The organism is Ruegeria halocynthiae (genome assembly GCF_900106805.1).
Lineage (GTDB): Bacteria > Pseudomonadota > Alphaproteobacteria > Rhodobacterales > Rhodobacteraceae > Ruegeria > Ruegeria halocynthiae.
Window position 1 is genome coordinate 472,675 of the sequence record NZ_FNNP01000001.1, and the last position, 13,072, is coordinate 485,746.

Sequence of the window (13,072 nt, forward strand, 5' to 3'; positions counted from 1 at the left end):
TAGCAGGACAAAGGAAACGGAGTTGCACCCATGAACGCCAACCGCATTATCGACATGATCGTACGAAGGGTTATGCGTCGCCTAATGAATCACGGAGTGGACAAAGGGATTGATTTGGCAAGCCGGGTGGGGCGCAAGCCTGGCCGGGCAGAAACTCCGGGCAGTCCGGAAGCTGACCGTCAGATGCGTGACACCGCCGTGCGCCAGAAGCAGAGCACAAAGCAGATAAAACAGCTGACGCGCCAGATGCGGCGGTTCATGAAGTTCTGAAAATCAGCCTACAGCCTTGAAATGCTTTGAGAGTTTGAGGCCCTGACCCTGATAGTTCGAGGCAATACCCGCGCCATAAAGCTGGGTGGGCATCTCGGCCATCTTCTCATAGACAAGCCGCCCGACGACCTGCCCGTGTTCCAGCACAAAGGGTGCTTCGTGGCAGCGGACCTCCAGAACACCGCGTGATCCGGCGCCGCCTGCTTCGGCATGACCGAAACCGGGATCGAAGAATCCTGCGTAATGCACACGGAACTCACCAACCATGGCCAGATAGGGGGCCATTTCGGCTGCATACATCGGCGGGATATGCACTGCCTCGCGGCTGACGAGAATATAGAATGCGCCGGGGTCGAGGATGATGCGGCCGTCCTTGGTGCGCACTTCTTCCCAGTATTCCTGCGGGTCGTATTCGCCGATCCGGTCCAGATCGATCACGCCGGTATGGGGCTTGGCCCGATAACCGACCAGATCGGTATCGGGCAGTTGCAAATCGACCGAGAACCCCAGACCATCATGAATGACGGCGGGCCCGTCGACCAAGGGGGCCTGATCATGCAGCGCGGTCAGTTCGGCATCGCTCAGAACAGCCTGACCTTTGCGGAATCTGATCTGGTTCAGCCGCATTCCGGGTCTTACCAGAACCGAGAAAGACCGTGGGCAGATCTCGGCATATAGCGGGCCGGAATAGCCAGCAGGCACCCGGTCGAACTCGGCCCCGCCATCGGTGATGGTGCGGGTCAACAGGTCAAGCCGCCCGGTCGAGCTTTTGGCATTGGCCACTGCGCTGACATCGCGAGGCAGAGCAAGTGATTCCATCAGCGGCACCAGATAGACGCAACCTTTTTCCAGAACGGCCCCGTCAGTGATGTCGATGCGGTGCATCTCGAACTCGGTCAGGCGATCTGCGACTGAACGGCCTTCGCCAGCCAGAAAGGATGCGCGTATTCGGTAAGCCACTGTTCCCAAACGCAGATCAAGACTGGCGGGTTGCACCTGTGCCGGGATGATATCCGGGCTTGCGGTGATTTCACCTCGCTCAATCATCGCCTCAAGCTGCTGATTTGGGCATACACCTGTCATTTCGATCCCCTCTGATGCCAGAGCGGGATCTGGCCTATGTGCCATAAACGTCGGTGTGATTTGGTCGGGCTAGCAGGACTCGAACCTGCGACCTTCCGTCCCCCAGACGGACGCGCTACCAGGCTGCGCCATAGCCCGACGTTGAGGTGTTCATAAAGACTTTCCCGGCAGGGGCAAGAGCAAATCATCGCCTTTTTTGCTATCCCGCTGCGTGGTTTTCGACACGATCCAGCCACTTGCGCAGGTCTTTGGCGATCGGTGCGATCTGATGCAGTAGCTCGTCGTCATACTCGGACCGATTCCACGCCAGCGATGCGATCCCCCCCATCAGCGGTGCGGCATCCACCTCATCGGGCTGAGGCCCGGAATGTTTGGGGACCTGGGGCTTCGTGGTCTCTGCCGCCCGTGAGTGGGCGGGTTCGCCCAAATCCATATTGATTTGGTTCACAGGTTCCTGCGGTGGTGCGGTAAAGGGGATCACAGTATCATCGGCCGTTGGTTCGGGCGCGTTTTCATCCAGACTTGGCGACAGCGACGCTACATGCGTAACACCTTGTTCGCGCAGGATACGTTGAACGCCTTTGATGGTGATACCATCTTCGTGCAACAGCTTCTTGATGCCGCCCAGCAGACGCATGTCATTGGGGCGGTAATACCGCCGCCCGCCAGCACGTTTGACGGGTTTGACCTGCGAAAAGCGGCTTTCCCAAAAGCGCAGAACATGAGCCTGGACACCGAGCCAGTCCGCAACTTCACTTATGGTGCGAAAGGCATCGGGCGACTTACTCATAACCAAATAGTCCTGAACTTATTTGCGGTTCCCTGCGGCGACGCGATCCTTCATCAGGTGCGACGGGCGGAAGGTCAGAACCCGGCGGGGCTGAATCGGAACCTCTTCACCGGTTTTTGGATTGCGACCGATACGGGCGGTCTTGTCCCGAACGCTGAAGGTGCCGAAAGACGAAATCTTGACCTGTTCGCCACGCACCAGCGCGTCAGACATGTGGTTCAGAACGCTTTCGACCAGTTGCGCGCTTTCGTTGCGTGACAGGCCAACCTCACGAAAGACGGCCTCGCTCAGATCCATTCGGGTCAGTGTTTTGTCGCCCATATTTTTTCCCCTGTTGATGGTAGAGCATATGGCGATGCGAAATTCGCTGTCAATATCAATGAATTGCAGGCGGCTTTGTAAGCCGGATTGTGCCGGTTACCAGCGAAGCGCAACCGCCCCCCACGCCAGCCCGCCACCGATCGCCTCGGTAACGATCAGATCGCCTTGTTTGATCTGGCCCCGTTGCTTGCCAACAGACAAAGCCAGGGGAATCGATGCAGCGGATGTGTTGCCATGATCTTGCACGGTGACAATGACATTATCCATCGGCAGGCCCATTTTCTTGGCCGTACCCTGAATAATGCGAATATTGGCCTGGTGTGGCACGATCCAGTCCACATCATCGCTGTTCAGACCTGCACGTTCCAACGCGATTTCGGCTGTTTTTGCCAGTTTCTCGACCGCGTGACGGAACACTTGATTGCCCTGCATCCGCAGATGGCCGGTGGATTGGGTCGAAACACCGCCATCGACATAGAGCAAATCCTTGTAGCGCCCATCCGAATTGAGGTCGGTCGCCAGAATGCCGCGATCATCCGAGGTGCCTTGCCCTTGTTGTTCTTCCAGAACCAGCGCACCAGCACCATCACCAAACAGTACACAGGTTGATCGGTCGGTCCAGTCCATGATTCGCGAAAAGGTCTCGGCCCCGATCACCAGCACGCGCTTGGCCTGACCCGACAGAATCAGAGCGTTGGCATTGCTGAGCGCAAAGACGAAGCCGGCGCAGACGGCCTGAACGTCAAAGGCAAATCCGCGTGTCATTCCCAGGCGCGCCTGCACCATGGTCGCTGCCGAAGGAAAGGTCAGATCAGCTGTCGATGTCGCCAGAACAATGGCGTCGATATCATCTGCAGTCAGCCCGGCATCGGCCAGAGCGGCTTTGGCTGCATTGGTGGCCAAATCAGAAGTGGTTTCGTCCTCGGCCGCGAAATGCCGCCGCTCTATACCCGAGCGGGTTCGAATCCACTCATCCGTCGTTTCCAGCGTATTCTCGAACTCGGCGTTTTGGACGACACGTTCCGGTAAATAATGCCCGACACCTACAACAACTGAACGGCCTGCCATGCTGGGGTACTGCCTTTTTTGTTCTTATTCTGATTGAGACGCGGAATGGGCCGCATCTTGTGCAAGTGCGGCTGTTGATGCAACCCGTGCCGCCAATTTTTCGGCAAAGCCGGATTCGGCCAGCGTGAAGGCTAGCTTGACCGCCGCGGAAACGCCGGTTGCATCCGCTCCGCCGTGGGATTTGACCACGGTTCCGTTGAGTCCCAGAAACACGCCGCCGTTGACGCGGCGCGGGTCGATCCGTTTCTTCAGGCGGTTGAGCGATGTGATCGCAAGTATCGAGGCCAGGCGTGACAGCGGTGAGTACTTGAACGCCTCGCGCAGCAAGTCTCCGATCAGATTGGCCGTACCTTCGCCGGTTTTGATCGCGACGTTGCCGGTGAACCCGTCGGTCACAATCACATCGGCCTTGTTGCCGGGGATATCGCTGCCTTCGACAAAGCCAACGAATTCAAAATTCGCCTGATCGGAAAAATCAGCGATCATCGAGTGAGCCTCTTTCAATTCGGCCCGACCCTTATGTTCTTCGGTGCCGACATTCAGCAGACCGATACGAGGGCGACCCAGCGCCATACCGTTGCGTGCATACGATGCGCCCATCAAAGCGTATTGCAGCAGGTCCTTGGCGTCGGCGCGTACATCCGCACCCACGTCCAGCATCACGTTGAACCCGTGAGGATTGCGTGAGGGCCAAAGGATTGCGATGGCAGGGCGATTCACTCCTGGCAGCTTGCGCAGCCGCAGCATGGACATCGCCATCAACGCGCCGGTATTGCCACAGGAAACGGCGCCATGCGCCTCACCCTGACGTACGGCCTCAAGCGCTGACCACATTGAGGTATTCTTGCCGCTGCGCACAACCTGGCTGGGTTTGTCTTCCATCGTGACCACATCAGGGCAATCACGAAAAACGACGCGCCCATCAAGGACACGCCGTTTGGCAACCAGTTTTCGCAATACTTGTTCCGGGCCGTGCAGGATGAACCCGATCTTCGGATTCTTGTCCGCCGATTTGGCAATACCTGCCACAACGACAGACGGCCCCGAATCTCCGCCCATAGCGTCAACCGAGATGATGATCCGTTCGGTTTGCGTAGGCTGATCCGTCATGCCTTGGCCTGCGTCCAATCAGGCTTAGGCCGCGTCTTCGTCCAGGTCGATTTCGTCGGCCTGAGCGACGACTTCACGGTCATCATAATGGCCGCAGGACGCACAAACGTGATGCGGGCGCTTCAGTTCACCGCAGTTTGCGCACTCGTTCGGGTTTGCAGCAACCAGAGCGTCATGTGCGCGGCGATTGTTGCGGCGCGACTTGGAAACTTTGTTCTGTTGGACGGCCATGGTCTCAACCTTTGTCTGATAAGGGCCGACAGAATCGCTGTCAGCCGGGTTACGTTCTTTGTTTTCTCGTGGTTTGACGCGCGTTTAAGGGGCTCGCCCCGCAATGTCCAACCTTAAATCCGATGAGCGCGCGAAAATACTGCGATTCTCGTCATGTTCAAGCGATTTTTCTGACCGCCTGCTATGACAGGAAATCCCACGCCTGTCACTTGTCTTTTTTCAGCGCATCCCGCAGTCCGGCCAACCCGGCAAAGGGTTTGACATCCTCGTTGGTCATGGCCTGTTTTCCCGGCTCTGTATAATTGGCCTGTTCCAGTTCAGCACCGTCCTTGCGGGGGTATTGTGGCAACGCAAGCGCAAGTGCCTCGATCATGACCTGCGCGGGGTCGATTTCAGGGCCCAGCGGTTCAGTTTCGTCATCCTCGGGGATTTCGAATTCCGGCTCGTCCGGGTCTGCCCAGTCGGCTAGAAACATGCGGGCAACAGGGATGTCGATCCGGGTCGTCACCGGTTCAAGGGTAACAACGCAAGGTTGGATCACCGTTGCACCCAGTTTGCCGGTCAGCGCCCAGTCACGTTTTCCCTGCGCGCACAGCTCACCTGCAAAGCTCAGCTTGCGCAGCCCCAGCAGGCCAAGATCCTGCCTGATTGCCTCTAGGACGTCGTTGCCGGGCCGCAGTTCAAACGGGGTGGATGCGTTTTGCGGCAGGTCGGCCACGCGCAAAGATGTCTGGTTGCTCATTTCTTGAGTCTTTCCTGTGTTGAACCGGAGCGCTGGTTTCTGTAATCGGATAGGGGCCGCAACGGGCCAAGGCAAGAGGGTGTGAATGTTGAAGGTTGTGAACAGGGTGAAACCGGCATCGAAAGCGCTTGTCTTTGCTGCCTGTATGGCGGCCATCGGCGCGTGTTCGCCGATCTTCAAGAATCACGGATATGTGCCGCCGCCGGAGGATCTGGCCAAGATCAAGGTTGGCGTCGATACCCGCACCAGTGTTGAAGAAACCATCGGTGCGCCCAGCTCGTCTGGTGTTGTGCGGGATTCTGGTTACTATTATGTCACGTCTCGCGTACGCCACTATGGCCCCAAACGGCCCAAGGTCGTCTCGCGTGAGTTGGTGGCGATCAGCTTTGACCAGGGTGGAGTGGTGCGCAATATCGAGCGGTTCGGTCTGGAAGATGGTTATGTCATCGTGCTCGATCGTCGCGTGACCGATTCCAGCGTGGAAGACAAAGGCTTCCTGCGTCAGCTTCTGGGCAATATCGGCAACTTCAATCCGGCGAATATACCCGGCGTAAACAACTAAGCCGCCCAATCCCCTTGCGACGGTCACACGACAGTCACACATACTGTGGTATGGAGCAGACAGATGTGACTGGTCGGCAACCGGAGGATGCGATCTTGGCTGTTTTGTTGGACAAGAGCCGCTATCGCGCCCGCTTGGCGCAATCCGGGCAGGACGTCGCTGCGGCACAGGCACTGCGGATGCTGGCCTTCGGGACGGATCGGCCGGATTGTGATCCCTTTGATCAGCATTGTAAGCATGTGCTGGTCGAAGACATGCGGGCGGGTGGCAAATTGGTCTGCTGTTTCCGAATGCTGACGATGCAGGACGGCAGCGAGATCGGGCTGAGCTATTCGGCGCAGTTCTATGACCTGTCAGCGCTGAACGATTTCTCGGGACCAATGGTTGAGATGGGCCGATTCTGCGTCCACCCGGACTGGGCTGATCCGGATATTCTGCGCGTCGCGTGGGGGGCCATGACAGCATATGTCGATCAGAACGGGGTTGAGATGCTGTTCGGTTGCTCGTCTTTCGCGGGGACCGAGACTGCCGAGTACCTGGATGCCTTTGCCATGCTCAAACACCGGCATCTGGCGCCGAAACGCTGGCTGCCTCGTGTTAAAGCACCGGATGTTTTTCGATTTGCGGCACGGCTGCGCCGACGTCCCAACTTAAAACAGGCAATGCTGCGGATGCCGCCCTTGCTGCGCACCTATCTGATGATGGGGGGGTGGGTCAGTGATCATGCGGTGGTGGATCGGAACATGAACACGCTGCACGTGTTCACCGGCCTCGAGATCGGAGCGATTCCCGATAAACGAAAACGTTTGCTGCGCGCTGTTGCCAGGTGACCCGAGTATTTTGCAAAAGGTGAAGCGCGGGCGTTGACGCACTGTCCCAGCCGGTTTAGCTGGCGGGCATGGCGAGAATTCCTTTGTTGCAGATGTCCGGTATCTCTCTGACTTTCGGAGGGGACCCAGTGTTTTCCGGTTTGGATCTGGTGGTCCAGCCCGCTGATCGCGTGGCGTTGGTCGGGCGGAACGGATCCGGCAAATCCACTCTGATGAAAGTGATGGCCGGGTTGGTCGAGGCGGATCAGGGGGATATTGTCATCCCACCAGGCAAATCAGTGGGTTACATGGAGCAGGAACCCGATATGCACGGATTTGCAACGCTTGGAGATTATGCATCCAGCGGCTTGGAGCCCGGTGAGCTTTATAAGGTTGAGCGTGCTGGTGAGGGTCTGAAGTTTGACCCCGAACATGCTGTTGAAACCGCATCCGGCGGCGAGAGACGGCGCGCGGCATTGGCCAAGCTGATGGCAGAAGCGCCAGACCTGATGTTGCTGGACGAGCCTACGAACCATTTGGATATCGAAGCGATCGCATGGCTTGAGCGTGAGCTGGGATCGACCCGCGCGGCCTTTGTTCTGATCTCGCATGACCGAGCGTTTTTACGCGCGCTGACCCGCGCGACGCTGTGGATTGACCGCGGGATGGTACGGCGCCAGGAGCAGGGGTTTGCAGCCTTTGAAAGCTGGCGGGATAAGATCTGGGATGAGGAAGATCAACAGCGCCACAAATTGAACCGATTGATCAAGTCCGAGGCACGATGGGCGGTCGAAGGCATCAGCGCTCGTCGCAAGCGCAATCAGGGTCGGGTACGGGCGCTGCAGGCCTTGCGGGCCGAACGTGCCTCGCAGATCAAGCGTCAGGGCTCTGCCGCTATGGCATTGGAATCTGGCCCGAAATCGGGACGCAAAGTCATCGAATCCAAGGGTGTTTGCAAGGCGTTTGGGTCTCAGCAGATCGTGCGCAATTTCGATCTGCTGGTGCAGCGCGGCGACCGGGTGGCCTTTGTCGGCCCGAACGGTGTGGGCAAGACAACGTTGCTGAAAATGTTACTGGGTCAGGTCGATCCTGACGAGGGCTCGGTTATGCTGGGCACCAACCTTGAGGTCGCCGTGTTCGATCAGGCCCGTGCGCAATTGGATCCGGAAATGAGTCTGTGGGACAGCCTGACTGGCGATCCTGAAATGCGGGTTTCGGGTAAGGCCGATCAGGTGATGGTCGGCGGGCAGCCCAAGCATGTTGTGGGCTATCTCAAAGAGTTTCTGTTCGATGACGCGCAGGCAAGAGCGGCTGTTAAGTCCTTGTCCGGAGGCGAAAAAGCGCGGTTGTTGTTGGCCAAGTTGATGGCGAAATCTTCGAACCTGCTGGTGTTGGACGAGCCAACAAATGATCTGGATGTCGAGACACTGGATTTGTTGCAGGAACTGCTGGACGATTATGATGGAACCGTCATGTTGGTCAGCCACGACCGTGATTTTCTGGATCGGGTCGCAACTACAACCATCGCCATGGAGGGAAACGGGCAGGCGACTGTTTATGCCGGCGGTTGGTCTGATTATATTGCGCAGCGTGGTGATGTAGATCAGAAAAAAGAAAATATAACAAAGGCTTCAAAGTCTAAAGTGAAGCAGGAGGCGAAGCCCAAGGCTGGCCTCTCATTCTCTGAAAAACACCGGCTTGAGAAACTGCCTGCCGAGATCGCGCGGCTTGAGGCCGAGATTGCCAAGCTAGAAGAACTGATGTCGGACCCTGAACTGTTTGCCCGCGAACCGGTCAAGTTTCGGAAAGCGACCGACGCTTTGGTCGAACGGCAGACAAAGCTGTCAGCCGTTGAGGAAGAGTGGCTGATTCTCGAAGAGAAGGCCGAAGCCGGTTGAGTATGAGTTTTACAACCTCAGTCGACTGAGTTTTCTGAGTAATACAAAATCGTAACAGTGGCTTCACACGAGTTCTACAATTGGTCAAACGGGGCGGGCCGGGTTCCCAACGACGGTCGCTCCGTTTGGGACGTCTTTGGTGACGATGCTGCCGGCGCCGATGATGGCACGGTCTTCGATTGTGACGCCGGGCATGATGATCGCACCGCCACCGATCCAGACATTATCGCCAATTGTAACCGGGTGGGCGATTTCCAGACCTTGCGCACGTAGGGCAGGATCTTTTGCGTGTTCGGCACAGTAAATCTGCACCGTGGGTCCAAGCATCGTGTCACTGCCGATGCGAACCAGGGCGGTGTCGAGCACAACACAGCCTGCATTCAGATACACCCGATCACCCAGAGACAGGTTTATTCCGTAGGCGCAATGGAATGGAGCCTCGATCAGGCAATCCTGACCGATATTGGCGAACAGTGCAGCGAGTTCCGGTGCCATCGGACCCCTGTCATCAGGCGGGCAGGTGTTATGGGCATGGATGGCACGACGCGCCTGAGCACGCAGCGTATCGAGTTCGGGGTCAAGGCAGCGATACCATGCACCTGCCTCCATTTTTTGCCTCTCGGTCATGGTCAGTGGTTTAACGCATCCTCAGTGCACCGTCGATGCGGATGACCTCTCCGTTCAGGTAGCCCATTTCGACAATGAACCCGGCTAGGCGCCCGTATTCGCGCGGATCGCCAAGGCGGGCGGGGTTGGGAACGTCGGCGGCGAGTTGCTGTTGTACCTCTTCGGGCAGACCCGCCAGCATCGGAGTCATGAAGATGCCCGGCGCGATGGCCATCACACGGATACCGGTCGAGGCCAGATCGCGCGCCATGGGTAGCGTCATGCCAACCACGCCGCCTTTGGAGGCTGCGTAAGCCGCCTGACCCTTTTGCCCATCAAAGGCGGCGATGGAGGCGGTGTTGATGATCACGCCGCGCGCACCGTCAGGTTCGGGATCGTTTTTAGCCATTTCTGCCGCAGCGAGGCGCGAGACGTTGAAGGAGCCAACTAGATTGATGTCGATGGTGCGCTGGAATGCATCCAGAGGGTGGGGGCCGTCTTTGCCAACCGTTTTGGCGCCGATCGCGATTCCGGCGCAGTTCACGGCGGCGGTGATGCGGCCCATCTTGTCCATCGCCTGCGCAATGGCCGCTGAAACCGAAACCTCATCCGTCACATCGGTTTGCGCGAAATGACCGCCGATTTTGGTCGCGATCTGCGGGCCGCGCTCGGCATCGCGGTCAAGGATGGTGACCTGCGCGCCGTTCTCGGCAAAGTGACGGGCCGTGGCCTCACCCAAACCGGAGGCTCCGCCGGTGATAACCGCAGCTGTGGTTGAGAGATTCATGGCAGGTTCCTTCTTGATCTGAACACTTGTTCAGATAATCGCAACCGTGGGGCTGTGTCCAGTCGCGGTTTCTATCAATCGAGTCTGGCGCGTTGTTGCATCGGTGTGATGCCAAAGGCGGCCCTGTAGACACGCGAGAAATGGCCAGCACTTTCGAACCCACAGGCAAAGGCAACCTGGGTCACTGAAGATTCGGTTTGCAGCAACAGATTTCGGGCCCGTTCCAGTCGCAGTTCCATGAAATATTTCTTGGGCGATGTGTTCAGGAATTTTCCGAACAAGCGTTCCAGTTGGCGGGTCGAGATGCCAATATCGCTGGCAATGATCGAAGGTGACAGCGGGCTTTGTATGTTTTTGGTCATGATGTTGATGGCCTTCGCCAGATGCGCGTTCCGCATCCCATTGCGCGATTGCAGAGAAACGCGTTGATCGGCGGTGGCGTTGCGCACGGCGTTATAGACCATCTGATCGGCCACCGCGACCGACAGATCATTGCCATGGTCGCGTTCAATCAGGTGCAGCATCAGATCGGCGGTAGCTGTGCCGCCCGAGGCGGTCATGTGTTTTTCATCGGCGACAAAGACGCTGCGAACCAGGTTGATTTCAGGAAAAGCCTCCATGAAGGAATCGTGGTATTCCCAATGGATTGCAGCCTGCATTTCGTCCAGAAACCCGGCTTCGGCCAGCAGCCAGGCGCCAGAACACAGTGCGCCGATACTGGTCCCACGCGCGCGTTCGCGGCGCAGCGCAGCAAGGAGCGGTTTCGTGACATGATTGCGCATGTTGATGCCCGACAGAACAAACAGCTGGTCACATTTTGGAACCGGGCTTAGCCCGCCATGCACCAGCGTGATAGAACCGTTGGAACAAATAGCCTGTTCCCCGTGCTCGGACAGGAAGGACCATTTGTAAAGTTCTTCGCCTGCCACCCAATTGGCAATGCGCAAAGGTTCGACCGCGCAGGAGAAGGCGAGATGCGAGAATTCTTTGACCAGAATGAATACAAAGTGCTGCGTTTGTCTCATTGGCTGGACCGGAATCATTGGTGTTTCGAGAACTTCGGGTATGCTGCACGAAAACTCACTGTATACAACATGTATTTTTATAAGCTACCACAGGACTAGAGTTCGATTCGTGAAGAGATGGCGAAAGGGATTGGATGAGGGACGAGGGAAGATCACCCAAGCAGGAACTGGCTGATCATCTAAAGATGTCAGTTCTGACCCTGCGTTTGCATCCCGGAGAGGATCTGGACGAGGCGCAGTTGTCGCAGGCCTTTGGTCTGTCGCGCACGCCATTGCGCGAAGTGTTCCGGCAGTTAGCGGGTGAGGGCTATCTGGACTTGCGCACCCATCGTGGGGCGCGGGTGTCCGAGATGTCTCATACCACGTTGCGCGATTTCTTTCTGGTGGCACCGATGGTTTACGGGGCGGTGCTGCGGCTGGCGGCGGCCAATGCGACGTCGGCACAGATTGACCAGTTGAAAGAAGCGCAAGAGACGTTTCGGCAGGCCTTGCGTACAGGCTCGGCTGAGGATCGAACGCTGGCCAACACGCGGTTTCACGAGGTGACCGGAGAGATGGCAGGGAATGTCTATTTATCCCCTTCGTTCAACCGGTTGCTGATCGATCACGCGCGGATCGGGATGACGTTTTATCGCCCGCAAACCAAGCGGGTGGCCGAGAACCTGTCGGAGGCGAGCACCCAGCACGACGCCATAATCGCCGCCATCGAGGCGGGCGATGAGGCGGCTGCTGCGCAGCTGGCCGACGACCACTGGACCCTGTCACGCGATCAGATCGAGCTGTTCGTGATGCCCGAGGGTCTGGATTTTCCGCTGGGGCAGGTCCCTGGCATGACACCTGCATGAGGGACTTATGACTCCGATCTTCAGATTTGAGGGTATCTATACTCCGGTGGTGACACCCTACGCGGTAGATGGCGACGTCAATTGGGACGCGTTAGCCGAGGTGATCGACTTTCTGGTTGAGAAGGGCGTTCACGGGATGATCTCGGGCGGATCGACCGGTGAGAACTATGCCCAGACGGTTGATGAACGGCTGGAACTGGCGCGCTTTACCCATGACCAGCTCAAAGGCCGTCTGCCCTTGGTTGTCGGCACCGGCGCCATGCTAACCGGTGATTCCATAGCCTTGGCCACCGGCGCGAGAGAACTGGGCGCGGATGCGATCCTGTTGGCCAGCCCTCCGTATTCGGTGCCGACAGACCGTGAGAATGCGCTGAACGCGCTGGCGATCGACAAGGCCGCCGATCTGCCGGTGATGCTGTACAATTATCCGCACCGCACCGGCACGATGATGGGGGAAGAATTTCTGGATCGTGTGGGGCGCAGCCGGAACTTTTGCGGTATCAAGGAAAGCTCGGGCGATATCAACCGGGTACACCTGCTGGCGCGGGATTACCCGCATATCCAGCTGGGCTGCGGCATGGACGATCAGGCGCTGGAGTTCTTTGCCTGGGGCGCACCCTTCTGGGTGTGCGGCGGATCGAACCTTTTACCCGCTGAACATGTGGCGCTGTATCAGGCCTGTGTGGTCGAGGGTAACTTTGCCAAGGGACGCAGGATCATGTCTGCCCTGATGCCGCTGATGCGGGTGCTGGAGCAGGGGGGCAAGTTCATCCAGACGATCAAGCATGGGGTCACCATGAATGGGATCGATGCAGGGTCGGTGAGGCCGCCTCTGAAAGATCTGAACAAAGATGATAAACGCGCTTTGGAACAGGTGACGCGCGTTCTGAAACGCAAAATCGCAGATATCGTGGCGGAGGATTGA

Annotated in this window: 16 protein-coding genes and 1 tRNA gene; 6 read left to right on the top strand and 11 right to left on the bottom strand. The window is 57.7% G+C overall.

All coding sequences use genetic code 11. The features are described from left to right. The first annotated feature begins 30 nt into the window (after positions 1–30). Complete coding sequence (locus tag BLU89_RS02435; RefSeq protein ID WP_074734167.1) at positions 31–270, top strand: hypothetical protein; 240 nt, start codon at positions 31–33, stop codon at positions 268–270. Between the two features lie 3 nt (positions 271–273). Here the strand turns inward: BLU89_RS02435 and BLU89_RS02440 are convergent, their stop codons facing one another. The 8 genes from BLU89_RS02440 to BLU89_RS02475 form a co-directional block, all read right to left on the bottom strand. Next, the gene (locus BLU89_RS02440) at positions 274–1,353 is read right to left on the bottom strand and encodes a 2'-deoxycytidine 5'-triphosphate deaminase (RefSeq protein ID WP_074734169.1); all 1,080 of its coding nucleotides are present in this window, start codon (positions 1,351–1,353) and stop codon (positions 274–276) included. Between the two features lie 61 nt (positions 1,354–1,414). Further along, positions 1,415–1,491, bottom strand: a tRNA-Pro gene (locus BLU89_RS02445). Positions 1,492–1,552: 61 nt separating this feature from the next. Continuing rightward, positions 1,553–2,143, bottom strand: a complete 591-nt coding sequence (locus tag BLU89_RS02450; protein WP_074734170.1) for a MerR family transcriptional regulator — start codon at positions 2,141–2,143, stop codon at positions 1,553–1,555. An 18-nt stretch (positions 2,144–2,161) separates the two neighbouring features. After that, the gene (gene ihfA, locus BLU89_RS02455; RefSeq protein WP_008755922.1) at positions 2,162–2,464 is read right to left on the bottom strand and encodes an integration host factor subunit alpha; all 303 of its coding nucleotides are present in this window, start codon (positions 2,462–2,464) and stop codon (positions 2,162–2,164) included. Between the two features lie 96 nt (positions 2,465–2,560). Next, positions 2,561–3,532, bottom strand: coding sequence for a beta-ketoacyl-ACP synthase III (locus tag BLU89_RS02460; RefSeq protein WP_074734172.1), 972 nt, complete (start codon positions 3,530–3,532; stop codon positions 2,561–2,563). A 24-nt stretch (positions 3,533–3,556) separates the two neighbouring features. Next, complete coding sequence (gene plsX, locus BLU89_RS02465; RefSeq protein WP_074734173.1) at positions 3,557–4,642, bottom strand: phosphate acyltransferase PlsX; 1,086 nt, start codon at positions 4,640–4,642, stop codon at positions 3,557–3,559. Between the two features lie 24 nt (positions 4,643–4,666). Continuing rightward, the gene (gene rpmF, locus BLU89_RS02470) at positions 4,667–4,873 is read right to left on the bottom strand and encodes a 50S ribosomal protein L32 (RefSeq protein WP_037316137.1); all 207 of its coding nucleotides are present in this window, start codon (positions 4,871–4,873) and stop codon (positions 4,667–4,669) included. A 205-nt stretch (positions 4,874–5,078) separates the two neighbouring features. Continuing rightward, on the bottom strand, positions 5,079–5,615 hold the full coding sequence (locus BLU89_RS02475; RefSeq protein ID WP_074734175.1) for a YceD family protein: 537 nt from the start codon (positions 5,613–5,615) through the stop codon (positions 5,079–5,081). An 85-nt stretch (positions 5,616–5,700) separates the two neighbouring features. Between BLU89_RS02475 and BLU89_RS02480 the strand changes: the two genes are divergently transcribed. From BLU89_RS02480 to BLU89_RS02490, 3 genes are all read left to right on the top strand, one after another. Next, positions 5,701–6,177 carry an outer membrane protein assembly factor BamE gene (locus BLU89_RS02480; RefSeq protein WP_143030508.1) on the top strand — a complete coding sequence of 159 codons (477 nt, stop codon included), beginning with the start codon at positions 5,701–5,703 and terminating at the stop codon, positions 6,175–6,177. Between the two features lie 50 nt (positions 6,178–6,227). Next, the gene (locus BLU89_RS02485) at positions 6,228–7,007 is read left to right on the top strand and encodes a GNAT family N-acetyltransferase (RefSeq protein WP_074734176.1); all 780 of its coding nucleotides are present in this window, start codon (positions 6,228–6,230) and stop codon (positions 7,005–7,007) included. 68 nt (positions 7,008–7,075) lie between these two features. Next, positions 7,076–8,884, top strand: coding sequence for an ABC-F family ATP-binding cassette domain-containing protein (locus BLU89_RS02490; RefSeq protein ID WP_074734178.1), 1,809 nt, complete (start codon positions 7,076–7,078; stop codon positions 8,882–8,884). An 84-nt stretch (positions 8,885–8,968) separates the two neighbouring features. On the opposite strand, the gene BLU89_RS02495 is transcribed toward BLU89_RS02490, so the two are convergent. The 3 genes from BLU89_RS02495 to BLU89_RS02505 form a co-directional block, all read right to left on the bottom strand. Continuing rightward, a complete protein-coding gene (locus BLU89_RS02495; protein WP_245709646.1) occupies positions 8,969–9,493 on the bottom strand; it encodes a sugar O-acetyltransferase in 525 nt (174 codons plus the stop codon). A gap of 28 nt (positions 9,494–9,521) precedes the next feature. Continuing rightward, entirely contained in the window at positions 9,522–10,277 is a 756-nt protein-coding gene (locus BLU89_RS02500; RefSeq protein ID WP_074734181.1) for a 3-hydroxyacyl-CoA dehydrogenase, read from the bottom strand. A gap of 74 nt (positions 10,278–10,351) precedes the next feature. Beyond that, positions 10,352–11,302, bottom strand: coding sequence for a GlxA family transcriptional regulator (locus tag BLU89_RS02505; protein WP_074736324.1), 951 nt, complete (start codon positions 11,300–11,302; stop codon positions 10,352–10,354). Between the two features lie 134 nt (positions 11,303–11,436). Between BLU89_RS02505 and BLU89_RS02510 the strand changes: the two genes are divergently transcribed. Both BLU89_RS02510 and BLU89_RS02515 read left to right on the top strand, forming a co-directional pair. Then, positions 11,437–12,147, top strand: a complete 711-nt coding sequence (locus tag BLU89_RS02510) for a GntR family transcriptional regulator (RefSeq protein WP_074734183.1) — start codon at positions 11,437–11,439, stop codon at positions 12,145–12,147. 7 nt (positions 12,148–12,154) lie between these two features. Continuing rightward, positions 12,155–13,072: a dihydrodipicolinate synthase family protein gene (locus tag BLU89_RS02515; RefSeq protein ID WP_074734184.1), complete on the top strand. Its 918-nt coding sequence runs from the start codon at positions 12,155–12,157 to the stop codon at positions 13,070–13,072.

Coding starts and splice junctions, on each gene's coding strand:
- BLU89_RS02435 (WP_074734167.1), top strand. CDS start 31: ATGAACGCCAACCGCATTATCGACATGATCGTACGAAGGGTTATGCGT.
- BLU89_RS02440 (WP_074734169.1), bottom strand. CDS start 1,353: ATGACAGGTGTATGCCCAAATCAGCAGCTTGAGGCGATGATTGAGCGA.
- BLU89_RS02450 (WP_074734170.1), bottom strand. CDS start 2,143: ATGAGTAAGTCGCCCGATGCCTTTCGCACCATAAGTGAAGTTGCGGAC.
- ihfA (WP_008755922.1), bottom strand. CDS start 2,464: ATGGGCGACAAAACACTGACCCGAATGGATCTGAGCGAGGCCGTCTTT.
- BLU89_RS02460 (WP_074734172.1), bottom strand. CDS start 3,532: ATGGCAGGCCGTTCAGTTGTTGTAGGTGTCGGGCATTATTTACCGGAA.
- plsX (WP_074734173.1), bottom strand. CDS start 4,642: ATGACGGATCAGCCTACGCAAACCGAACGGATCATCATCTCGGTTGAC.
- rpmF (WP_037316137.1), bottom strand. CDS start 4,873: ATGGCCGTCCAACAGAACAAAGTTTCCAAGTCGCGCCGCAACAATCGC.
- BLU89_RS02475 (WP_074734175.1), bottom strand. CDS start 5,615: ATGAGCAACCAGACATCTTTGCGCGTGGCCGACCTGCCGCAAAACGCA.
- BLU89_RS02480 (WP_143030508.1), top strand. CDS start 5,701: ATGTTGAAGGTTGTGAACAGGGTGAAACCGGCATCGAAAGCGCTTGTC.
- BLU89_RS02485 (WP_074734176.1), top strand. CDS start 6,228: ATGGAGCAGACAGATGTGACTGGTCGGCAACCGGAGGATGCGATCTTG.
- BLU89_RS02490 (WP_074734178.1), top strand. CDS start 7,076: ATGGCGAGAATTCCTTTGTTGCAGATGTCCGGTATCTCTCTGACTTTC.
- BLU89_RS02495 (WP_245709646.1), bottom strand. CDS start 9,493: ATGGAGGCAGGTGCATGGTATCGCTGCCTTGACCCCGAACTCGATACG.
- BLU89_RS02500 (WP_074734181.1), bottom strand. CDS start 10,277: ATGAATCTCTCAACCACAGCTGCGGTTATCACCGGCGGAGCCTCCGGT.
- BLU89_RS02505 (WP_074736324.1), bottom strand. CDS start 11,302: ATGAGACAAACGCAGCACTTTGTATTCATTCTGGTCAAAGAATTCTCG.
- BLU89_RS02510 (WP_074734183.1), top strand. CDS start 11,437: ATGAGGGACGAGGGAAGATCACCCAAGCAGGAACTGGCTGATCATCTA.
- BLU89_RS02515 (WP_074734184.1), top strand. CDS start 12,155: ATGACTCCGATCTTCAGATTTGAGGGTATCTATACTCCGGTGGTGACA.